Origin of the sequence: Parundibacterium terreum, from assembly GCF_014636315.1 — a bacterium.
Classification (GTDB): Bacteria; Pseudomonadota; Gammaproteobacteria; order Burkholderiales; family Burkholderiaceae_D; genus Undibacterium; species Undibacterium terreum.
In genome coordinates this window covers 111165-133163 of the sequence record NZ_BMED01000003.1, presented here as the reverse complement: position 1 = coordinate 133163, position 21999 = coordinate 111165, and the positions used below count along the sequence as shown (strand labels likewise).

The 21999-nt window shown below is 55.9% G+C and carries 18 protein-coding genes; 7 read left to right on the top strand and 11 right to left on the bottom strand.

The features are described 5' to 3' along the window. Nucleotides 1-44: 44 nt before the first annotated feature. The 11 genes from IEW12_RS15365 to IEW12_RS15315 form a co-directional block, all read right to left on the bottom strand. Nucleotides 45-404 carry an FmdB family zinc ribbon protein gene (locus tag IEW12_RS15365; protein WP_188566978.1) on the bottom strand — a complete coding sequence of 120 codons (360 nt, stop codon included), beginning with the start codon at nucleotides 402-404 and terminating at the stop codon, nucleotides 45-47. Between the two features lie 117 nt (nucleotides 405-521). Then, the gene (locus IEW12_RS15360; protein WP_188566977.1) at nucleotides 522-1952 is read right to left on the bottom strand and encodes a high affinity choline transporter 1; all 1431 of its coding nucleotides are present in this window, start codon (nucleotides 1950-1952) and stop codon (nucleotides 522-524) included. Nucleotides 1953-2123: 171 nt separating this feature from the next. Next, a complete protein-coding gene (locus tag IEW12_RS15355) occupies nucleotides 2124-2720 on the bottom strand; it encodes a methyltransferase domain-containing protein (RefSeq protein WP_188566976.1) in 597 nt (198 codons plus the stop codon). 8 nt (nucleotides 2721-2728) lie between these two features. After that, nucleotides 2729-4288, bottom strand: coding sequence for a ubiquinone biosynthesis regulatory protein kinase UbiB (gene ubiB, locus IEW12_RS15350; protein ID WP_188566975.1), 1560 nt, complete (start codon nucleotides 4286-4288; stop codon nucleotides 2729-2731). Beyond that, nucleotides 4288-4869 (bottom strand): ubiquinone biosynthesis accessory factor UbiJ, encoded by a 582-nt coding sequence (locus IEW12_RS15345; protein WP_188566974.1) that lies wholly within the window; start codon nucleotides 4867-4869, stop codon nucleotides 4288-4290. The genes ubiB and IEW12_RS15345 overlap by 1 nt, the downstream gene beginning before the upstream one ends. 103 nt (nucleotides 4870-4972) lie before the next feature. Further along, the gene (locus IEW12_RS15340; protein WP_188566973.1) at nucleotides 4973-5905 is read right to left on the bottom strand and encodes a Tim44 domain-containing protein; all 933 of its coding nucleotides are present in this window, start codon (nucleotides 5903-5905) and stop codon (nucleotides 4973-4975) included. 47 nt (nucleotides 5906-5952) lie between these two features. Further along, nucleotides 5953-6687 (bottom strand): bifunctional demethylmenaquinone methyltransferase/2-methoxy-6-polyprenyl-1,4-benzoquinol methylase UbiE, encoded by a 735-nt coding sequence (gene ubiE, locus IEW12_RS15335; protein ID WP_188566972.1) that lies wholly within the window; start codon nucleotides 6685-6687, stop codon nucleotides 5953-5955. 212 nt (nucleotides 6688-6899) lie between these two features. Then, nucleotides 6900-7331 carry a gamma-butyrobetaine hydroxylase family protein gene (locus IEW12_RS15330; protein WP_188566971.1) on the bottom strand — a complete coding sequence of 144 codons (432 nt, stop codon included), beginning with the start codon at nucleotides 7329-7331 and terminating at the stop codon, nucleotides 6900-6902. A gap of 15 nt (nucleotides 7332-7346) precedes the next feature. Beyond that, nucleotides 7347-7763, bottom strand: a complete 417-nt coding sequence (locus IEW12_RS15325; RefSeq protein WP_188566970.1) for an HIT family protein — start codon at nucleotides 7761-7763, stop codon at nucleotides 7347-7349. A 2-nt stretch (nucleotides 7764-7765) separates the two neighbouring features. Next, nucleotides 7766-11767, bottom strand: a complete 4002-nt coding sequence (locus IEW12_RS15320) for a DUF3683 domain-containing protein (RefSeq protein ID WP_188566969.1) — start codon at nucleotides 11765-11767, stop codon at nucleotides 7766-7768. A 432-nt stretch (nucleotides 11768-12199) separates the two neighbouring features. Further along, entirely contained in the window at nucleotides 12200-12691 is a 492-nt protein-coding gene (locus tag IEW12_RS15315; RefSeq protein WP_188566968.1) for a YqaA family protein, read from the bottom strand. Nucleotides 12692-12815: 124 nt separating this feature from the next. Here IEW12_RS15315 and ilvA point away from each other — a divergent pair, with 124 nt between their 5' ends. The 7 genes from ilvA (at nucleotide 12816) to rapZ (ending at nucleotide 21955) form a co-directional block, all read left to right on the top strand. After that, a complete protein-coding gene (ilvA, locus tag IEW12_RS15310; protein WP_188566967.1) occupies nucleotides 12816-14351 on the top strand; it encodes a threonine ammonia-lyase, biosynthetic in 1536 nt (511 codons plus the stop codon). A gap of 298 nt (nucleotides 14352-14649) precedes the next feature. Further along, nucleotides 14650-15501 carry an NADPH-dependent 7-cyano-7-deazaguanine reductase QueF gene (gene queF / locus IEW12_RS15305; RefSeq protein ID WP_188566966.1) on the top strand — a complete coding sequence of 284 codons (852 nt, stop codon included), beginning with the start codon at nucleotides 14650-14652 and terminating at the stop codon, nucleotides 15499-15501. Nucleotides 15502-15591: 90 nt separating this feature from the next. Next, the gene (locus IEW12_RS15300; protein WP_188566965.1) at nucleotides 15592-16164 is read left to right on the top strand and encodes a hypothetical protein; all 573 of its coding nucleotides are present in this window, start codon (nucleotides 15592-15594) and stop codon (nucleotides 16162-16164) included. A 217-nt stretch (nucleotides 16165-16381) separates the two neighbouring features. Continuing rightward, nucleotides 16382-19027: a sensor domain-containing protein gene (locus tag IEW12_RS15295; protein ID WP_188566964.1), complete on the top strand. Its 2646-nt coding sequence runs from the start codon at nucleotides 16382-16384 to the stop codon at nucleotides 19025-19027. A gap of 488 nt (nucleotides 19028-19515) precedes the next feature. Then, nucleotides 19516-19989: a PTS sugar transporter subunit IIA gene (locus tag IEW12_RS15290; RefSeq protein WP_188566963.1), complete on the top strand. Its 474-nt coding sequence runs from the start codon at nucleotides 19516-19518 to the stop codon at nucleotides 19987-19989. An 82-nt stretch (nucleotides 19990-20071) separates the two neighbouring features. Next, nucleotides 20072-21019, top strand: coding sequence for an HPr(Ser) kinase/phosphatase (gene hprK, locus IEW12_RS15285; protein ID WP_188566962.1), 948 nt, complete (start codon nucleotides 20072-20074; stop codon nucleotides 21017-21019). Between the two features lie 63 nt (nucleotides 21020-21082). Next, on the top strand, nucleotides 21083-21955 hold the full coding sequence (gene rapZ, locus IEW12_RS15280) for an RNase adapter RapZ (protein WP_188566961.1): 873 nt from the start codon (nucleotides 21083-21085) through the stop codon (nucleotides 21953-21955). Nucleotides 21956-21999 lie beyond the last annotated feature (44 nt).

Below are 21999 nucleotides of genomic sequence, written 5' to 3'. Positions count from 1 at the left end.
CATTGCAAACCCGTTGCAAACCCCCGCCAAGCCAAAAAAGACGCTCAGGCTGCCTTGGTGTCGCCACCTGCGCTGGTTGTGCTCGTCGAACTTGGGCTGGCTGCGCTGCTGCCTGCGCTGGCGGACTCACCGGAAGCAGAAGAACTGGATCCACCCGATTCCGAACTGCCGGTCCCTACTGCAGGCGCCGAAGTACCTGCTGCACCATTACTGCCATTGGCGCCGCCACGGAAATCAGTCACATACCAGCCCGAGCCCTTGAGCTGGAAACCGGCAGCAGTCACCTGCTTCTTGAAACTGGCCTTGCCGCAATTTGGGCAATCACTCAATGGTGCATCGGACATCTTTTGCAATACGTCTTTGGCAAAACCACAATCTTCACAGCGGTAAGCATAAATCGGCATATCTCGCCCCAAAAAAAGCTGATAAAACCCTGAATTATAAAGGTTTTTTGGCTTAATTTGCGCACTGCACAGCTTTCACTTCCTTTCGCCCCTGCTTTCCTTGGCGAGACGAGCCGCTCAGGCCTCCGCTGTTACCGGCTTGCGCACGAATTGCGGCAGCAGCGAACCCAGGATCATGCCAGCCAGACTGACAATGACGCCAACCAGTTGCGGTGGCCAATAGCCTTCCGGCGCCACGATCTCCAGGCTGATCCATACTGCGAGGCCCAGAATCATCGAGGCCAGCGCTCCCTGGCTGGTCGCGCGCTTCCAGTACAGGCCGAAAGCCAGCGGCACAAAGGCTGCAACCAAGGTCACCTTGTAGGCATTTTCCACCATCTTATAGATGCTGGAACCGGTATTCATTGCAAAAATAGTTACAATCGCAGTGAACACCAAGACAACAACACGCATCATGAACAGGAATTGCTTGTCGCTTTGCTTGGGCAACATTGCTTTCAGGATATTTTCCGAAAAGGTCACCGACGGTGCCAGCAACGTCGCACTGGCACAGCTCTTGATCGCCGACAGCAGCGCGCCAAAGAACATCACCTGTGCAAAAATCGGCACCTTGGTCATGATCAGCGTAGGCAGGATCAATTGCGAATCCTTGTCTATCAGGCTGGCGACCATTTTTGGATCGATCAATGTTGCAGAATAAGCCAGGAACATAGGGATAAAGGCGAAACAGAAATACAGTACGCCGCCCAGTACCGACGCACGTCCGGCGATCTTTTCATTCTTGGAAGAGGCCACACGCTGGAAAACGTCCTGCTGGGGGATGGAACCCAGCATCATCGTGATCCAGGCGGCAAAGAACCACAGCATTTCCTTGCCGGTTGGCGCCGGCCAGAACTCCAGCTTGCCGGCATTGCGCGCATGCTCGATCACCGTGCCCGCACCGCCCACCATGCCGGAAACTTCCCAGCCTATGTACAGCATGCCGATCACGATAATGATCATCTGGATGAAATCGGTAATCGCCACCGACCACATGCCGCCCATCAGCGTATATACCAGCACGCTGGCGGCACCTATCATCATGCCGACATTCATCGAAATGTCGCCGCCGGATACCACATTGAAAACCAGGCCCAGGGCCTTGATCTGCGCGGCAACCCAGCCCAGGTAGGAAATCACGATACAGATGGTGACCAGCACCTCGACCGCGCGACCGAATTTATTACGGTAATAGTCACCTATCGTCAGCAGGTTCATCCGGTACAGCGGGCGGGCAAAGAACAGGCCGACAAAAATCAGGCACAGCGAAGAGCCGAAAGGATCGGCCACGACGCCGCTCAGGCCTTCCTTGACGAAGGTGGAGGAAATGCCAAGCACGGTTTCAGAACCGAACCAGGTCGCAAACACAGTGGCCGTCACCACATACATAGGCAGCGAACGCCCGGCAACGGCATAGTCCTTGGAGTTATTCACATAGCGGGCGGCATACAGGCCTATCCCGACCGAGATGACCCAATAAAGTACGACGAACCAGATCAGAGTGTTCATGAGAGTAATTAGCTATAAGGATGGCCGCATGGCCGACTGTATATTTACATACGGACTGGAGCATCCAGCCCACAATGAAAAAACCCGCAACAATTTGCTGCGGGCATTATAAAGCCAAGCTGGAGGGATGCAATTAGAGTCTGGCCCCAACATCCTGATTCTGCCGCTAATTTAGCGCCTGCGCCACACTTTCCAGCGTTCTTTGCCCTGGAACACGGAAATCGAGTCTTCGACCTCCGCATCTTCGACCAGCTCAAACAGCGGATGTAGCAATTCATGCAACTCCTGCTCGGAGATGCCGAAAGGCGGCCCCTTGGTCGAATTATCAAAAAAGAAATACCCCGCCAGCAAACCGCCGGTTGACAGCAACTCGGCCCAGCGCGCAGCAATCTGCGGACGCATGCGGCGAGGCAACGCACATAGGAAAGCGCGCTCGTAGATCATGTCCAGCGCATGTGCAGGCTGGAACTGGAAAAAGTCCGCCTGCACGATGCGGTCTGCCCACTTGCCGACAGCGGCGCGCGCAGTGGCCACGGCTGCCGGTGAAAAATCGATCGCAGTCACATCCCACCCCGCCTCGGCCAGGAAAGCCGCCTCGTAACCAGCGCCGCAACCAGGGATCAGGCTGACCAGCGGCCTTGCAGATGCGCGAACAAAATTCTGCAGCGCCTGTGGGGCGCCGCCCTTGTCCCAGGGCGTGAATTCACGCTTGAAACGCTCATCCCAAAACTGGCTGACGGTAGGATCGCGGGTGTCGAAGGGTTCCACAGCTTGCCTTATACGTAGTACAGATGCAGGAACAATTGCGCTACCAGCGCACCGGCGATCATGCCGCCGCCAAAGTAAATGACGATGCGCAGCAGGCGGTTGGTTGTCCTTTGCTCGGCCAGCAGGCTAGCCAGGACGGCAGCATCATGCCGCGGTTCGCTGGCCAGGGTCAGGGCCTGATGCGCCAGGCGCGGCAATTGCGGGAAGATATGGCTGTAGCGCGGCGCTTCTGCCTTCAATTTTTCCAGCATGCCGCGCCAGCCGACCTGGTCGCTCATCCAGCGCTCCAGGTAGGGCTTGGCGGTTTTCCATAAATCCAGGTTGGGGTCCAGTTGCCGCCCCAGGCCTTCAATATTCAGCAGCGTCTTTTGCAGCAGCACCAGTTGCGGCTGTACTTCCACATTGAAGCGGCGCGAAGTCTGGAACAGGCGCAACAGCACCTGGCCAAAGGAAATGTCTTTCAGCGGACGATCGAAGATAGGCTCGCAACAGGCGCGCACTGCCGACTCCAATTCATCGACGCGGGTTTCCTTGGGCGCCCAGCCGGATTCTATATGCGCCTCGGCGACGCGCTTGTAGTCGCGGCGGAAGAAGGCCAGGAAATTCTGCGACAGGTAATCCTTGTCGAAATCCGTCAAGGTGCCGACGATGCCGAAGTCCAGCGCAATATAACTGCCGAAAGTATCCGCATCGGTGGACACCAGGATATTTCCAGGATGCATATCTGCATGGAAAAAGCCATCGCGGAACACCTGGGTGAAAAATATCTCCACGCCGTCGCGCGACAGTTTTTCCATGTCGACGCCGGCTTCCAGCAGCCTGGCGGTTTGCGAGATGGGAATACCGTTCATGCGTTCCATCACGATCACCGACGACGAGCAATAGTCCCAATACATTTCCGGCACCAGCAGCAGCTTGGACTCGGCAAAATTGCGGCGCAACTGGCTGCCGTTGGCGGCCTCGCGCATCAGGTCCAGCTCATCGTGCAGGTATTTATCAAACTCGCCGACCACTTCGCGCGGCTTCAGGCGCTTGCCGTCGGCCCACAACTTTTCCAGCCAGCCTGCAGCCACGTGCATCAAGGCAACGTCCTTGTCTATGGAGGCCTTCATGCCTGGGCGCAGCACCTTGACCGCCACTTTGCGGCCGTCTTTCAGCACTGCAAAGTGCACCTGCGCGATAGACGCAGAGGCAACCGGCGTGCGCTCAAACTCGGCAAACAATTGCTCCGGATGCGCGCCGAGGGATTTAGTGATTTGCGCAATCGCCAGATCGGGATCGAAGGGTGGCACCCTGTCCTGCAGCTTGGACAGCTCATCGACGATATCTTCCGGCAGCAGGTCGCGCCGGGTGGACAATACCTGGCCGAACTTCACAAATACCGGACCCAGTTCTTCCAGCGCCTTGCGCAGGCGTTCGCCGCGCGGCGCCGAGATATCGCGCCAGAAAATCAGTTGATCGATCAGCTTGGCCAGGCGCGGCACCGCCAGCCCGGATATGGCAATTTCATCAATACCGTACAGGATGACGATACGGATGATCTTCAACAAACGTAAGAATTTAAACACTAGCGCAGCCTTTCCAGTTTTTCGATGCGCTTGGTCAAACGCTCTACATCGTCACGAATCTTGTTTACATCATTGCCCAGTGCGCTTACTGCGGCGGGCCTTACCAGCATGGGATTCTCTTCCAGAAAATACTCGGCCAGATTTTCCTGCAGCTTCTGGTGGGTCTCTTTGACCGTCTGAGCTACCGATCTGGCGGCAGCCACCATGCGCACCGCCGCAATATCACCAAACAGCTTGCTCAAATCTTCTTCCGCTTCCCAGCGCAAGGTCTGGCCCAATTGCGAAATCGTGTTCGCAAATTCGGCATCCCCCTCCACCTTCACATAGGAAAAGGCCCGCTCGCGGTTTTGCGCGATCAAGGGCAGGTCGCTGGCCTTGATGATGATTTTCACATCCGGCTGCACATCGCCAGCAGCGCTTTCCACCAAGCCATCGGCGCTGACTTTTAATTTCAATGTCAGCAACTGGATATCGATAGCAGCGGTCTTGCCTGTGTGCTGGCGTAATTTATCCCTGGCCCAAGGCTCGGGGGCCAGCAAATGGTTAATGAATGGAGCGACAGTTGGTGATAGTGGAATCATGGGAGCTTAAATAAAAACCGCCCATGATGGCATGGGCGGTCTCAAGTTTAACAGCTTATCGCTGGATGCGGCATGGCAGAACTGGCAGCATGCGGCACAGCGGCTAGGACAGTTGCTGGATGCCGGCCAGTACCCAGCCGCCCTGGCCATTGAGCGGCTTCGCCAGATTCCACACTTCATTGAAGGGTTCCGCAGGCGCGTTGGCGGCTTCCTTGATCATGCCGGTGAACTTGATGCTGGCCAGATGATCGTTGCCCACCTGTTCCAGACCCAGCAATTCGGCGTCGATGGACACGACGTCCGTCACATTCGGGCTGGCTCCGCGCTCCTGTATCTGCAATTTGATTTCAGCATACATTTCCGGCGTTGTGAATTCGCGGATATCGTTGATATCGGCTTTATCCCAAGCGGCCTGCAGGCGAATGAAGTAAGTCTTGGCATTGCGCAGGAAGGCAGGCACATCGAAGTCGGCCGGCACACCCCAAGGGCCAGCAGCAGAAACAGCAGCGGCGGCAGCCGGCTCAGGCGACTGGTAAGCATAAGACTGCGGCTCTATGCGGGAGCCGATCTCGGGCGTAGCCGAGCCAGAGGCACCGGCATAAGCAGGCTGCTGGTAAGTGGAATACGACGAAGGCACTCCAGCCGGGCTAGGCTTGCGGAACATGCGGATGATGAACATCACCACCAGGGCCAGCAAGCCAAAAGTGACGATGGTACCCAGCATGCTGCTCAATGCGCCGCCAAAACCCAGGCTGGAAAACATCGCGCCCAGCAAGGCACCGCCGATCAGGCCCCCGACTATGCCTTTCCATGGGCTAGCAGGCTTGGGAGGCACCACAGCACCCGGTGCCGCCGCAGGGGCTGCGGGCGCAGGCGCGGGCCGTGCTGCATTGGAAGGAGGAGCTACCTGCCGCGATACATTGGAAGACTGGCGGCCTATTGAACCGCCGCCACCGAGACGCCTTGCGTCCGCATCGGAGACTGTCACTGCCAGCGCGCTGGCGACGACCATCATTGCAATAAAGAATTTTTTCATGATAAGAGTTACCGCCTGGCGCTACTGCTGGATAAAAGCTGCAGCGCTTAAAGTTTGATACCGGTGTGTAAAGCGGCCACACCTGCCGTCAGATTGTAATATTGCACGCGTTCCAGGCCTGCATCCTGCATCATGCCCTTCAGAGTTTCCTGGTCGGGGTGCATTCGTATCGATTCAGCCAGATAACGGTAGCTCTCGGCATCGTTGGCAATGCGCTGCCCCAGCCATGGCAATACGGAAAAAGAATAAACATCGTAGGGCTTTTGCAAGATCGCCGGAACTTTGGAGAATTCCAGCACCAGTAACTTGCCGCCCGGCTTCAGCACCCTGCGCATCTCTGCCAGCGCCTGGTCTTTGTGCGTCATATTGCGCAGGCCAAACGCTACCGTTACCCGGTCGAAATAATTGTCCTGGAAAGGCAATTTTTCCGCGTCACATAATAAAGTGGGGGTAATCAGGCCCTTATTCAAGAGACGGTCACGCCCTACCCTCAGCATGGATTCATTGATATCGGTATGCCATACCTCACCGGAGGAACCAGCCTGCTTCACGAATTCCTTGGCCAGGTCACCGGTACCGCCGGCAATATCCAGGACCTTGAAGCCGGGGCGCACTGCCGCCTGCGCAATCGTGAATATTTTCCACGCGCGGTGCAGCCCGGCGGACATCAGGTCGTTCATCACGTCGTATTTGGCCGCAACCGAGTGAAAAACTTCGGCTACTTTGTGTACTTTTTCGTCTTCTTCTACGGTCGTGTAACCGAAATGCGTAGTATTAGTCATGATTTTCACCTATGGAATGCGCGCATTATCCCAGATTTTGGGCCAAAACATGCCTAGTCTGCGTCTGGCAGCACACGCAGGGAGCCAAAATTACGAGAATGCCTGCCTGCATTGCAGGAATGTGCCCATTTGACCAATTTTGCGATAGTTTGTTGCTCAATCAACAAGACGGCCACTTAGCAGGAGGAATGCGTAAAATAAAGGCGTATTGCCTAGTGATTGTGCCCGCAGCCGCTCGCTTGCTGCACCATGGGCGTGTCGCGTCCGGCTTCCGGATCAAACCCTGCGACTTGCAGCCGGTTCAGATAGTCCTGCCACAGGCTGGCCTGGTTTTCACCCAGCCAGTACAGGTACTCCCAAGTGTAGATGCCGCTGTTATGGGCATCGGAAAAATGCGGTTGCACCGCATAGTGTCCGACCGGCTCCAGCGCTGTCAGGCTGACGTCGCGCTTGCCGGTTTGCAAGGTCTCCTGCCCCGGTCCGTGTCCACGCACTTCGGCGGAAGGCGAATACACGCGCAATAGTTCAAACGGCAACGAAAATTGGGCGCCGTCGTCAAAGCTGACATCCAGCACGCGCGATTGCGTGCGTACCGTCAACGCGGTAGGTGTGGGTCCCGGGGTACTTTGTTTGGAGCCTGTCATACTGTTCTCTATTCTTCAAGCCTGCAATTGCCGGATGATCTCGGCGCGCAACGCGGGCAATAGCGCCTGGCGCGTCGAGGTGTCCGGCACTTCCGGATGGGCAGCCGCCCATACCGGATTAGGGAAATGTGCATCGTCCTGGTAGCGCGGAATCACATGCCAGTGCAGATGCGGCACCATGTTACCAAAACTGGCGAGATTGATCTTGTGGGGCTGCATAACCTTGCGGATTGCCGTTTCCAGCTTCCATACTGCGTCCATGACTTCATTGCGTTCGGCAGCAGGCAGGTCCGTCATCTCTTTCACGTGCGCATTCCAGATCACGCGGCAAAAACCGGGGTAGTTTTTATCGTCGACCAGGATCACGCGCCAATTCGGGCTGGAGTACACCACGTCCCCCAGCCTGGGATTGCATAATTCGCAGTTGTCCATCGCTACACCAATACCCGCTCTATGCCGCCGTTGTTGGCACGCGCCACGTAGTCCGGCATCCAGTTTTCACCCAGTATGTGCTTCGCCATTTCCACCACGATATAGTCTGCCTCGGTGCTATTGTCGTCGTTATAGCGTGACAAGCCCTGCAGGCAGGCCGGGCAGGACGTCAGTATCTTCACTTCGCCGGTAAAGCCGTCCGCGCGCAGCTTGCTGGCGCCCTTGCTCATTTCCTCTTCCTTGCGGAAGCGTATCTGGGTCGATACATCCGGACGTGATACCGCGAGCGTACCTGCCTCGCCACAGCACCTGTCGTTCTTTTCGACCTTCTGGCCATCCACGGTCGTGATCAGCGCATTCACCGTCTTCAACGGATCCTGCAGCTTCATCGGGCTGTGGCAAGGGTCGTGGTACATGTAACGGGTGCCGCTGACACCGGCCAGCTTCACATCTTTTTCCAGCAGATATTCATGGATATCGATGATGCGGCAGCCAGGGAATATCTTTTCAAACTCGTAGCCCTGTATCTGGTCGTAGCAAGTACCGCAAGACACGACCACGGTCTTGATATCCAGATAGTTCAGCGTATTGGCCATGCGATGGAACAGCACACGGTTATCGGTAATGATCTTCTCGGCCTTGTCAAAATCGCCGGCGCTGCGTTGCGGATAACCGCAGCACAGGTAGCCCGGCGGCAGCACCGTCTGCACGCCGACATTCCACAGCATAGCCTGCGTGGCCAAGCCTACCTGCGAGAACAGGCGCTCAGAACCGCAACCGGGAAAGTAAAACACTGCTTCGGTATCGGCGGTGGTCGTTTTCGGATCGCGGATGATGGGAACCATCTTGTCATCTTCAATGTCCAGCAACGCGCGCGCGGTCTTCTTCGGCAGGTTGCCCGGCATCTTCTTGTTGATGAAGTGGATCACCTGCTCCTTGATCGGCGCCTTGCCTACCGAAGCCGGAGGCGCCTTGGTTTGTTTCCTGGCAAATTTCTTCAGCAGGTCATGGCCCATGCGCTGTGCCTTGAACATCACGCCCGTCATCACCTGGCGGGTCGCGTTGATCGTCGCCGGATCAGTCGCGTTCAGGAAAAACATCGCACCGGCAGTGCCGGGGTTGAAGGACTTCTTGCCCATCTTGCGCAGCAGATTGCGCATATTCATCGAGACATCGCCAAAGTCGATATCGACCGGGCAAGGCGTCACGCATTTATGGCAGACCGTGCAATGGTCGGCTACATCTTCAAACTCTTCCCAATGCTTGATCGATATGCCGCGCCGGGTCTGCTCTTCATACAGGAAGGCTTCCACCAGCAATGAAGTCGCCAATATCTTGTTGCGCGGCGAATACAGCAGATTCGCGCGCGGCACATGGGTGGCGCAGACCGGTTTACATTTGCCGCAACGCAGGCAATCCTTGACGCTATTGGCGATCGCACCGATATCGCTTTGCTGCATAATCAGCGACTCGTGCCCCATCAAGCCAAAGGACGGCGTATACGCATTGCGCAGGTCGGCGGCAAAGTCGGGCAGGTTCAGCAGCTTGCCCTTGTTGAAGCGGCCTTCTGGATCTATGCGCAGTTTGTAGTCGCGGAAGTCCTTGATCTCGTCTTCGGTCAGGAATTCCAGCTTGGTGATGCCTATGCCGTGTTCGCCGGAGATCACGCCGTCCAGCGAGCGCGCCAGCACCATGATGCGGGCCACTGCAGTGTGCGCAACCTGCAGCATTTCATAGTTGTCTGAGTTGACCGGAATATTGGTGTGCACATTGCCGTCGCCCGCATGCATGTGCAGGGCCACGAACACGCGGCTGCGCAATACCTTCTTGTGGATTGCGGTGCACTCATCCAGGATCAGGCGGAAAGCCGCGCCATTGAACATCTGGCGCAGATGCGCGCGCAGTTCGGTCTTCCAGGAGACCCGCACGGTACGGTCTTGCACGATACTGAATACGGTTGCATCCGGCTGCTTTTGCAGTCTCTCGTCAAACACGAAAGCCAGCTTGTCCAGGCCCAGTGCTATCAGCTCATCCCTGGCTTCCGCCAGCGGCTTGTCCAACTGGTTCAGCAAATAAGTCCAGCGGGCGCGGGTGGCATCCAGCAATTCAACCGCATGGCTGACCCGGTCTTCCAGCAATTCAGCGGCAGAAATATCGTCGCCATCGGCGTCTTCGCTCTTGCCCAGCGGCAGATTGCCCTTGGCAAAGAAGGCCGACAGTTGTTCCAGCAAGGCCAGCTTGTTTTGTATCGACAACTCAATATTGATGCGCTCTATGCCGTCGGTATATTCACCCATGCGATTGAGCGGGATGACCACGTCTTCATTGATCTTGAACGCATTGGTGTGCTTGGAGATCGCCGCTGTCTTGGCGCGGTCCAGCCAGAACTTCTTGCGCGCCTCCGGGCTGACGGCGACAAAGCCCTCGCCTACGCGGGTATTGGCAATGCGGATGACTTCCGATGCCGCCTGCGCGACCGCGTTTTCATCGTCGCCGACGATGTCGCCGAACAAGGCCATCTTCGGCAGTACGCCGCGCTTGGATTTGGTGGTGTAGCCCACTGCGCGCAGATAACGCTCATCCAGATGCTCCAGGCCGGCCAGGATGGCGCCGCCCTTTTTGGTTTCGCCGTCGAGGAAATCCTTGATCTCGACGATGGACGGTATCGCATCCCGTGCCTGGCCGAAAAACTCCAGGCAGACGGTGCGCGTATGCTTGGGCATCTTGTGCAGTATCCAGCGGGCTGACGTGATCAGGCCGTCGCAGCCTTCTTTCTGTATGCCAGGCAAACCCGCGAGGAATTTGTCGGTCACATCCTTGCCGAGGCCTTCCTTGCGGAATACCCGGCCCTTGATTTCCAGCTGTTCGGTCTTGAACGGCGTCTTCTCGCCGGGATGGGTCCATTCCAGCTTGAACTTGGCAAGTTCCACGTCATGGATCTTGCCCAGATTATGTTCCAGCCGGGTGACTTCCAGCCAATCGCCATTCGGGTCCACCATGCGCCATGAGGCTAGGTTGTCCAGCGCCGTACCCCACAGCACGGCCTTCTTGCCGCCGGCATTCATCGCGACATTGCCGCCTATGCAGGAAGCCTCAGCGGAGGTTGGATCCACAGCAAATACAAAGCCGGCCTTGTCGGCAGCATCCGATACCCGCTTGGTCACTACGCCTGCGCCGGAATAGATGGTCGCATACGGCTGGCTCAAGCCGGGCAATACCGTCATTTCGACTTCGCCCAACTGCTCCAGCTTTTCAGTGTTGATGACGGCCGACATCGGTGTCAGCGGAATCGCGCCGCCGGTGTAACCGGTGCCGCCGCCGCGCGGAATGATGGTCAATCCCAGTTCTATACAGCATTTGACCAAGCCGGCCATTTCATCTTCGGTATCCGGCGTCAGTACGACGAAAGGATATTCCACCCGCCAGTCGGTCGCGTCGGTAACATGCGACACGCGCGACAGACCATCAAACTTGATATTGTCTTTCGCCGTATGCCTGGCCAGCTTGCGGTTGGCCAACTTGCGCAGATCATAGGTCTGGCGGAATTCTTCAGCAAAATCAGCCACTGCCTTACGCGCAGCCTGCACCAGGGTTTCCACACTGGCGCTACGCGCTTTCGCATCCTCGCTGGTGGCGACATCCTGGCTATCAGCTTCATCCGTCGTGATGCGGCGTTTTTCAACCTCATGCAGGCGGTGGTTCAGCGCATCGATCAAGGCCTGGCGGCGCTTGGGATTGTCCAGCATGTCGTCTTGCAGGTAAGGATTGCGCCTTACCACCCAGATGTCCCCCAATACTTCATACAGCATGCGTGCAGATCGCCCGGTCTGGCGTTTTCCGCGCAAGGTATCCAGCAACTGCCAGGACTCTTCTCCCAGCAGGCGGATCACGATTTCGCGGTCGGAAAAGGAGGTGTAGTTATAGGGAATTTCACGTACGCGGGTGGGTACTGCGCCGTGTGGCGCATCTGCAAGTAGAGCCTGGATTTGTGCTGGAGCGTTCATCAATAGGTCTGTGGGTCTTTGAAGCGGCTGGGGTTCCTGGCGGCCGCAGACCTCCCCCGCAGTACATCGGCAATCCCGCAAAAAAGCATGCAAAACCACCAACCTGGGAAAAGAACCGCCGGCAATCTGCTGGGGCACCTCTAAAAGATTCATTCTAGCGTATTGCGATGCACCACGCCTTAACAGCCCTACACTTTTTACGCCATAAATAGGGAAAAAAGACGATTTTGCCTGAGAATATTTGGTGGCATTACAGGCAAATATTTTCGATAATTGACGGGGTATCTGCTTCTATTAAGTATTTCTTTATAGAAAATAGCCCTAAAAAAATTCGCATACCCCCAGCAGTATGCAAATTTTTACGCAGCAAGTGGCTTAAAGTGGTATTGGATTTTAAAATATTCTCTTATTTGCCTGCGCCGCTCACCGGGCCTAACCCAGCATCTCTGCCAGCTTGTGCCAAAAGCCATCCGGCACGGCCAGCAGCAGATAGGTCATCACGATATAACGCAGGAATTTGCCTATGGCCATATACATCACGCTGGGCCAGAACGGCATTTTCAGCCAGCCGGCCAGAGTGCAGATGGGATCCCCTATGCCCGGCACCCAGGCCAGCAGCATGGTTTTAGCGCCGAAACGGCGCAACCAGGCATACCAGGCAGTTTCCTGTTCCGCGGCAAACATCCGCTTGGCGCCATAGCCCATCCAGTAATCCACCACGCCGCCCAGCGTATTGCCGACTGCGGCGACCAGGATCACTTGCCAGAACAGCTCAGGGTTGGCCTTGATCACTGCGAATACCGCGGGCTCCGAGCCCAGCGGTAGCAAGGTGGCGGAAATGAAGCTGATGAGGAAGACCGAAGTCAAACCCACCTTGGGCAAGGCCAAAACACTCAACAGCCAATGTACTGCACTCTCTACCATGTTGCTTTACCACCAGTCTAAAAAGGCATCCATTATAATGAGCAGGCAACATTTATATTCCTTTAATCAGTAAAGGCAGTTTTTTATTGCCCAACATTGCTAATTTGCAATCTAAAATTCATCTATGACGACCGACTATCTTAAGAAAATCCTGACTGCCCGCGTCTATGACGTCGCCTTTGAAACGCCTCTGGAATTTGCGCCCAGCCTGTCGGCCCGCATGGAAAACCGAATTTACTTTAAACGCGAGGATATGCAGAGCGTGTTCAGCTTCAAGCTGCGCGGCGCTTACAACAAGATAGCTCACCTGACCCCGGCGCAACTGAAGCGCGGCGTGATTTGCGCCTCCGCCGGCAACCATGCGCAAGGCGTGGCGCTGTGCGCAGCCAGGATGAAGTGCAAGGCCGTCATTGTGATGCCGACGACCACGCCGCCGGTCAAGATCGATGCGGTACGGGCGCATGGCGGCGACAATGTGGAAATCGTGCTGCACGGCGAGTCCTATACCGATGCCTATGACCATGCGATCAAGCTGGAACAAAAGCAAAAGCTGACTTTCGTCCACCCTTTCGACGATCCCGATGTGATCGCCGGCCAGGGCACCATAGGCATGGAAATCCTGCGCCAGCATTCCGAGCCCATCCACGCTATCTTTGTCGCCATCGGCGGCGGCGGCCTGATTTCCGGCGTTGCGGCCTACGTGAAAGCAGTGCGCCCGGATATCAAGATCATCGGCGTGCAGACGACAGATTCGGATGCAATGTCGCGCAGCATCAAGGCCGGACGCCGGGTCACGCTGAATGACGTCGGCCTGTTCTCGGACGGCACCGCAGTCAAGCTGGTTGGCGAAGAGACCTTCCGCCTGACGAAACAGTATGTCGATGAAATCATCTTGGTCGATACCGATGCGGTATGCGCGGCGATCAAGGACGTTTTTCAGGATACCCGCAGCATACTGGAGCCTGCCGGTGCGCTGGCGGTTGCCGGCTGCAAAGCCTATATCGAACGCGCCAAAGCCGGCAAGCAAAGCCTGAAGAATGAGACCCTGGTGACCATTGCCTGCGGCGCCAACATGAACTTCGACCGCTTGCGTTTTGTCGCCGAGCGGGCCGAGGTCGGTGAAGCACGGGAAGCGGTGTTTGCCGTCACCATACCTGAAGAGCGCGGCAGCTTCCGCCGCTTCTGCGAGCTGGTCGGCGCGCGTAATGTAACGGAATTCAACTACCGCATTAGCGATGAAAAAGCGGCGCATATCTTTGTCGGCGTGCAAGTCAGCAACCGCGAAGAGTCGGGCAAGATCGCCAAGAATTTCGTCAAGCATGGATTTCCCACTCTGGACCTGACCAATGACGAACTGGCCAAGCTGCATATACGCCACCTGGTCGGCGGCAAGAGCGAGCTGGCGGAAAATGAGCTGCTGTACCGCTTCGAATTTCCCGAGCGCCCGGGTGCGCTGATACGCTTCCTGAACAGCATGGCGCCCAACTGGAATATCAGCCTGTTCCATTACCGGAATCACGGCGCCGACTACGGCCGTACCCTGGTAGGGCTACAAGTGCCTAAGAAAGAGATGAAGGACTTCAAGGAATTCCTGAACACGCTGGGCTATCGCTACTGGGATGAAAGCAGCAACCCGGCATATCAATTGTTTCTGGGCTGATTGCGAGTGTAACAATTTGCAATACTCGCCCCAAACCGCTGTACTTGGGGCGAGCATTGTCAACCTAAAGGAACTGTCAGCGTTTTTATCTGTCACAGAAGTGTGAAATTTAAATACCTAATACCCGGCACTACGATTCCCTTGCCAGTATCGTGCCTCCCCATGCTGTCGCGGCAAGCTTCATGAGTACGTTAGCGCACGGTGCCGTCTGTTCAAATCCGCAACAATGAGATGAACTCAGCGTTATCTCAGGCTCATAGAAGAACCGCTATATATTAAGCGCTATACATTAAGAATTATGACTACAAGCTCACACCCGCCAAGCACGCCGGAATTGTCACAACTGGGCAAGCCGTCCACCTACAAGGCCGAATACGATCCCAGCCTGCTGTTCCCTATCGCCAGGGACGGCAAGCGCCAGGAAATAGGTATCGCCGGCACTTTGCCGTTCTTCGGTGTGGATATCTGGAATGCTTATGAAGTTTCATGGCTGAACCTGCGAGGCAAACCGCAGGTGGCGATCGCGACGATTACCGTCCCTGCCGATTCTCCCAACATTGTCGAATCCAAGTCTTTCAAGCTGTATCTGAACTCCTTCAATCAGACCCGCCTCGCGGGTACCGAAGCGCTGGTCAATTTGCTGCAGGCTGATCTGTCCGCAGGCTTCGGTTCTTCCGTTCAGGTCACGCTCACTACGCCGGAAAATTTTTCCAAGCTGGGCATGCACGAAATGGAAGGCCTGCTGCTGGACCGCCTGGATATTGAAGTGGATTCCTATACGCCGAACCCGTATTTGCTGAAGGCGGATCAGCAGGAATCGCCAGTGGAAGAGGTCCTGGTTTCGCACCTGCTGAAATCGAATTGCCTGGTCACAGGCCAGCCGGACTGGGGTAGCGTGCAGATACGCTACGTCGGCGCGCCGATAGATCAGGAAAGCCTGTTGCGCTACCTGATCGGCTTTCGCGATCACAATGAATTCCATGAGCAATGCGTAGAACGTATTTTTACCGACATCATGCAGCATTGCCGCCCACAGAAGTTATCCGTGTATGCGCGGTATACCCGCCGCGGCGGCCTGGATATCAATCCATGGCGCAGCAACTTCACGACAGCGCAACGCCCATCCAATCAGCGTAACGCGCGTCAGTAAGCCCAGCCTAAAGTAGCAAGCGGCTGGCGGCACGCCTCACCGGGGCGTGCCCACTCACCTTTTTCGTCACTGCAGGGGCTGCTTATGCCTATGAAATTATTAAAAAATCTACCATTATTAATAACATTATTTTCTCTTTTTACCTTGCCGGCCATTAGCCACGCGCAACAGGCGACAGAAAGCCGCTGGGAAGAGGAAAAAGACCGTATCCATGAAATCATCGACGACGGCCAAACTTCGGTGCTGGTGTCGGGCTATGCCCACCATGGGCGAGGCACCTATACGGCCGAGCGCCTGAAGGAATTGAATGAGCGCGCCTGGGGCCTGGGCTATGCGAAGACGCTCCGCAATGAAAAGGATAATGAAGAAATCGTTTATGCGTTTGGCATCGAAGATTCGCACTACAAACCGCAGTTGATGGCCGGTTACGCCTACCAATGGGTCGCACCGCTGGGCGGCAACTGGGAAGCCGCAGGCGGCTTTACCGCGATGATGGTAAGCCGTCAGGATTATTTCCACGGAACGCCGTTTCCTGTCGTATTGCCACTGGTATCAGTAGGCACCAGAAGCACCAAACTGATGGCCTCATACGTACCGAGATTATCGAAAAACAAGGGCAATGGAGATGTGCTGCTGTTGTTTATGCGCTTCGATATCAAGTAAAACCCCGCAGTTTTCCTCTGAAACTGCGCGTTTTCTCTACTTTACTTCGCTTTTCATCAGATAGTTGCCTATTTGACATATATCAACAGCATATTAGAGGGATAATGCTCAGCAATAACTTGTTCCCTCTAAAAGCATCAGTTAAAGTAGCCCCGATTTACCTACTTCCACCTACTATGCACCTTCAACAAGTCTCGCTGTGAGCTCAATTATTTCTTTGAGCAGTAGTAAAAAGCCTTCCGTATCCAGCGGCAGTGATTGGCATGACACGCTGATCCAACTGAATCCGGACGCCATCTACGTTGTGGTCGATGGTGTATTGGCTTTTTCTAATCCGGCTGGCCTTGCCTTGCTAAAAGCCTCTGCGCCACAGCAGCTACTCGGTTTAAGACCTCAGTCATTCATGACGCCAGCCTGCCTGGCGCAGGCAAACAGTCTGTTTCAGGGCTTGCTGAAAGATGGCGCTCCCGTTACGGCCGAATTGCAGTGCAAGTGCCTGGACGGCAGCCTGGTTGACGTGGAAATCCGCGCCTGCAGTTTCATGCATAACAAAAAACAGGCGCTGCAACTGACAGCCAGGCAGATCAATACCCAGTTCAGCCGGTCTGCCGGCAGGGAAACAGTCCAGGCTGCGCAAAAAAATACTTCCCGGAGACTGGACTTGAGCCAGCCTGGGCAAGACACCTTGAATACCGTCGCACTTGACCGCCCGCTGCCGCTCATCCTTGAAGATATCTGCAAGCGCATGGAAAAATTGCTGGGCCATGGCGCGATCTGCTCGGTGATGCTGCTGGACGCGGAGGATGAGCATTTGCTGCCTGGCGCCGCGCCATCATTGCCGACAGAGTATTGGGAGGCAATCATCAACGCGCCGGTAGGGCCGGAGTCCGGCTCCTGCGGCGCCGCCATTTTCCATGGCCGCCCGGTGTTCGTCAGCGATATAGAACAAGATCCCCTGTGGCGAGATTATCGCGACATCGCGATGCAGCATGGCCTGCGCGCCTGCTGGTCGGTACCGGTAGTTACCGCATTTCAGACGGTACTCGGTGCATTCGCCATCTACTACCCGGCGCCGCGCGCTCCCAGCGACGCCGAGAAACAAAAAATCATCAGCGCGGTGGACCTGATTGCGCTGGCGATAGACAAAAAAAGGATGGAGCAAAGCCTGGCGGAAAGCGAAGAACGCTACCGCTCAGTCGTGACCAACCTGACAGAAGGCATCATGGTGGTCGCTCCCGGCGGGCAGATACTGACCTGCAATCCCAGCGCCATGCGCATCCTGAAGATAAGCAACCTTCACTCTACCGGTCGCCGCCACCGCTACTTCAAACGCATCATCAATGAAGACGGCTCGGAAAGAACGCTGGGCGACGATCCTGCCTCGGTGGTATTCAGGACTCGCACCCCCATCATGAACCTGTCGATAGGCATGGAATTGCGTGACCGTTCCGTTGCCTGGCTGCTGGTCAATGTCATGCCCATCATGGATAGCAGCAAGGAGACAGTGAATGCGGTCCTGATCTCTTTCACCGATACCACCGAGGTCAGGGAAACCCAGCGCCAGCTTCACTATATGGCATCGCACGATGCGCTGACCGGATTGCCGAACCGGCATCAGTTGAACCAGCGCCTGTCCCATGCACTGACCAATGCACGCAACAATAACCACCGGGTCGCCGTGCTTTTCCTCGACCTGGACAGGTTCAAGAACGTCAATGATACCGCCGGCCACTCTGCCGGCGACAATCTGCTGAAAGACGTCGCATCCCGCCTCAGCTCCTGCATCCGCACCAGCGATATGCTGGCAAGACTGGGCGGCGACGAATTCGTGATCGTGGCGGAAGCCTTCGACAATGCAGCCCATCTGAAAGAGATGGCAGAACGCGTGCTGGCACGCATACGCGAGCCGTTTTATGTGGAAGGCAACGAATACTATCTCGGCACCTCGATAGGCATCAGCGTCTTCCCGCACGATGGCGATGACTGCGCTACGCTGCTGCGCTGTGCCGATTCGGCGATGTACTACGCCAAGGAATCGGGCCGCAACAACTACCAGTTTTTTACCACCGAGCTCAATGTCAGGGCGCAGCACCGCTATGCACTGGAAAAGAACCTGCGCCGCGCTTTGGCGGACCAGGAGTTCCTGGTCTATTACCAGCCCAAGATCTGCCTGAAGACCTCGCGCATCGTCGGCGCGGAAGCGCTGATACGCTGGCAAATGCCGGACATAGGCATCATCGCGCCTAACGAATTCATTCCCATCTCTGAAGAAATAGGCCTGATCCTGCCGATAGGACGCTGGGTGCTGGAACAGGCTTGCCGCCAGACCCGCTTGTGGCGCGAAACGCTCGCCCCCGATCTGGTGGTCAGCGTGAACATATCACCGCGCCAATTCCAGGACCCCGGCCTCAGCAAGTTCATCCAGCAAGCGCTGGATGAGGCCGGCCTGCCGGCGCAAGGTTTGCAACTGGAGATCACCGAAGGCCTGTTGATGGGCGAAGCAGACATGCTGCTGCCGGTATTCAATGCGATCAAGGATCTGGGTGTCAGCATCTCGCTGGACGATTTCGGTACCGGCTTTTCATCCCTGTCTTATTTACAACGCTTCCCTATAGACAACCTGAAAATCGACCGCTCCTTTATCCGCGACATTCCGGAAAATCACGATTCGGTCATACTGACCAATGCCATCATTGCGATGGCAAATGCCCTGGGCATGAGCGTGACGGCAGAAGGCGTGGAAAAAGCGGACCAGATGTTTTTCCTGGCAGATTCAGGCTGCCAGCAGATGCAGGGCTATTATTTCAGCCGCCCAGTGCCTGTGGATGAATTTGAAAAACTGCTCGCCGCAAATAAGGCTTAGGGCCTGTTAACATTTAAATTGGGAGATGCGTTCCAAGCAAAACACGGGCTGGCAAGGCGCGCAACGCAGTTAAGGCTGGTGCCTTAACAAGGAGTGCAACGCAGTCCAGCACGCGTTTTGCTTGGAACCCGGAGGGAATGGGTCTAAACAGGCGCAGGGCGTTGTTGCAGCCCGCTGGCAGTATTCATACTGCGGCGCGGACTACGCCTAGCCCTGCACCTGTTTAGACCCATTCACACTCCCAATTTAAATGCTAACAGGCCCTGGCAAACGATTCAAAAAAAATTCCAACGACCTTTTTTTGGTACTAGGATAGAGAAACGAACGATTTCCCCGCCCGATATTAAGACTTGCGACAAGACTTGTCAGATGCACATGTGAATGTGTCCGAATGGAAAGACGGGGATGATTTTGGCTTGCATACACAAAAAAGAAGCCTATAATTTGTCAGACGCACATTTTGTGCGCCGCACCATTGATTTCGTATCATGACGAATATTGCAAAAATACTGCCTATAGGCAACGTATTGCTAGATCTTGAGGTATCCAGCAAGAAGCGGGCATTTGAACAAGCAGGCCTATTATTTGAAAATAACTGCAGCATTGCCCGCTCGGTTGTATCAGACAATCTATTTGCCAGGGAAAGACTGGGTTCCACGGGTTTAGGCCACGGGGTAGCGATTCCTCACGGCCGTATCAAGGGCCTGAAAGCGCCTATCGCCGCCTTCGTCAGGCTGGCGGAGCCTATCCAATTTGAATCCCCCGATGGCGAACCGGTCAACTTGCTGGTATTCCTGCTGATGCCGGACAATGTCACGCAACAGCATCTGGAAATCCTGTCTGAAATCGCCGAGATGCTGTCCAATGAGGATTTCCGCAACCTGCTGAGTGCCGAACCGGACGCTGCAGCAGTTCACGAAAAGATCATCTCCTGGCAGCCTAATCTGCAGTCCGTCGGCTAGCCGCCCCGTCGTAAGGCGGTAGCCGCCACAGTCCCGCTCTTAGCCCCTCCCACCTTCTGCCAAGCGATCCCTGTTAGCCAACATGCCATTACTGACCGAACTGACGATACAAAAAATCTACGACGACAATCGTGATTCCATGCAGTTGGGCTGGTTTGCCGGCTTTTCGGGCGGAGACAAGCAAATCACCGGCGATGCGACTTCTTCTGCCGACCAGGTCGGCCATTTGAACCTGATCCACCCGGGCCGCATACAGGTGCTGGGACATCAGGAGATAGAGTACTACAAACGCATTTCGCCCAATTCGCGCGCCAACCTGCTGAAAGAACTGGTTGCAGGCGCGCCGCCGGCACTAATGGTGGCGCAGGGCCTGGATGCCCCGGCAGAATTCCTGACCGTTTGCGACGACAATAATATCCCGCTGTTTTCCACCCCCTTGCCTGCGGCCCAGGTAATCGATTTCCTGCGCGTTTATCTGTCCAAGAAACTGGCACAGCAGATTACGATGCACGGCGTCTTCATGGACGTACTGGGAGTGGGAGTATTGATCACCGGTGAATCCGGTCTGGGTAAAAGCGAACTGGGCCTGGAGCTGATCTCGCGCAGCCATGGCCTGGTGGCCGATGACGCAGTGGAGTTTTCACGCATCGCACCGAATATGATAGAAGGCCGCTGTCCGCCGCTATTGCAAAATCTGCTGGAAGTGCGCGGCCTGGGCCTGCTGGACATCAAGGCAATCTTTGGCGAAACCGCGGTGCGCCGCAAGATGCGCCTGAAGCTGATCGTGCATCTGGTCAGGCGCAGCACGCTGGAAGAAAATTACGAACGCCTGCCTATCGATTCGCAAACCGAGGAAGTACTCGGCCTGCCGATCAAGAAAGTAGTGATTCCTGTAGCCGCCGGCCGCAATATCGCGGTATTGCTGGAAGCAGCGGTGCGCAATACCATCCTGCAACTGCGCGGCATCGATACATTGCAGGAATTCATGGAGCGCCAGCGGCGCGCGATGGATGACGGAATGGAACCGTAGGCGCATAATCCTGTCTATACTTCCGCCAGCGTAAGCGGCCCTTTACCTCCATACTGACACAGCATGCGCATCCTTCTCATTTCCGGTATCTCCGGCTCCGGCAAATCGGTAGCACTCAATGTCGTCGAAGACGCAGGATTCTACTGTGTCGATAATCTGCCCCCTAGCCTGTTGCCTGAATTGATCACGACGCTGGTCGGGGAAGGCATAGAGTCCGCCGCCATGGCGATCGATTCCCGTAGCGCCCACCTGCTGACCAGCCTGCCGGATACGATCAGCGCACTCAGGCAGGACCGGCATGAAGTCAAGATTTTGTTCCTGACTGCCAGCACCGAATCCCTGGTCGCGCGCTTTTCGGAAACCCGCCGCAGCCACCCGCTTTCGCATCGCCTGCAAAGGAATGTAGGGACAGACCGCCTGAGCCTGACCGAATGCATACAGGAAGAGCGGGAAATGGTCGCCGAGATCCAGGCGCTAGCGCATGTGATCGACACTTCCAACCTGAGCGCCAACAAATTGCGTGAATGGGTAAAGGACATCATACAGATACAGCATGCACCGCTGACACTGATGTTTGAATCCTTTGCCTTCAAGATAGGCGTGCCGCTGGATGCAGATTTCGTATTCGACGTACGCATGCTGCCGAATCCCTATTACGATCTGGAGCTGCGCGCGCTGACCGGCCGTGACGAGCCCGTCGTCACCTACCTGAAGAGCCAGGATATGGCACTGGACTTGTATGAGGATATCCGCAAGTTCATCGAGAAGTGGCTGCCGCTATTCAAGAAGGACAACCGCAGCTACCTGACAGTCGCAATAGGTTGCACCGGCGGCCAGCACCGCTCGGTATTCATGGTAGAACATCTCGCCAGCTATTTCCGGGACAAGGAGCAGGTACTGGTCCGCCATCGCCGGCTGGAGCAGATCCATCACTGAACTGCCCATCTGCGCCTGCCCCGCTATCACATAGCAAGCAGGCG

Coding starts and splice junctions, on each gene's coding strand:
- IEW12_RS15325 (WP_188566970.1), bottom strand. CDS start 7,763: ATGGACAACTGCGAATTATGCAATCCCAGGCTGGGGGACGTGGTGTAC.
- IEW12_RS15320 (WP_188566969.1), bottom strand. CDS start 11,767: ATGAACGCTCCAGCACAAATCCAGGCTCTACTTGCAGATGCGCCACAC.
- rapZ (WP_188566961.1), top strand. CDS start 21,083: ATGCGCATCCTTCTCATTTCCGGTATCTCCGGCTCCGGCAAATCGGTA.
- ubiE (WP_188566972.1), bottom strand. CDS start 6,687: ATGACTAATACTACGCATTTCGGTTACACGACCGTAGAAGAAGACGAA.
- IEW12_RS15345 (WP_188566974.1), bottom strand. CDS start 4,869: ATGATTCCACTATCACCAACTGTCGCTCCATTCATTAACCATTTGCTG.
- queF (WP_188566966.1), top strand. CDS start 14,650: ATGACTACAAGCTCACACCCGCCAAGCACGCCGGAATTGTCACAACTG.
- IEW12_RS15330 (WP_188566971.1), bottom strand. CDS start 7,331: ATGACAGGCTCCAAACAAAGTACCCCGGGACCCACACCTACCGCGTTG.
- IEW12_RS15300 (WP_188566965.1), top strand. CDS start 15,592: ATGAAATTATTAAAAAATCTACCATTATTAATAACATTATTTTCTCTT.
- ilvA (WP_188566967.1), top strand. CDS start 12,816: ATGACGACCGACTATCTTAAGAAAATCCTGACTGCCCGCGTCTATGAC.
- hprK (WP_188566962.1), top strand. CDS start 20,072: ATGCCATTACTGACCGAACTGACGATACAAAAAATCTACGACGACAAT.
- IEW12_RS15340 (WP_188566973.1), bottom strand. CDS start 5,905: ATGAAAAAATTCTTTATTGCAATGATGGTCGTCGCCAGCGCGCTGGCA.
- IEW12_RS15360 (WP_188566977.1), bottom strand. CDS start 1,952: ATGAACACTCTGATCTGGTTCGTCGTACTTTATTGGGTCATCTCGGTC.
- IEW12_RS15365 (WP_188566978.1), bottom strand. CDS start 404: ATGCCGATTTATGCTTACCGCTGTGAAGATTGTGGTTTTGCCAAAGAC.
- IEW12_RS15315 (WP_188566968.1), bottom strand. CDS start 12,691: ATGGTAGAGAGTGCAGTACATTGGCTGTTGAGTGTTTTGGCCTTGCCC.
- IEW12_RS15290 (WP_188566963.1), top strand. CDS start 19,516: ATGACGAATATTGCAAAAATACTGCCTATAGGCAACGTATTGCTAGAT.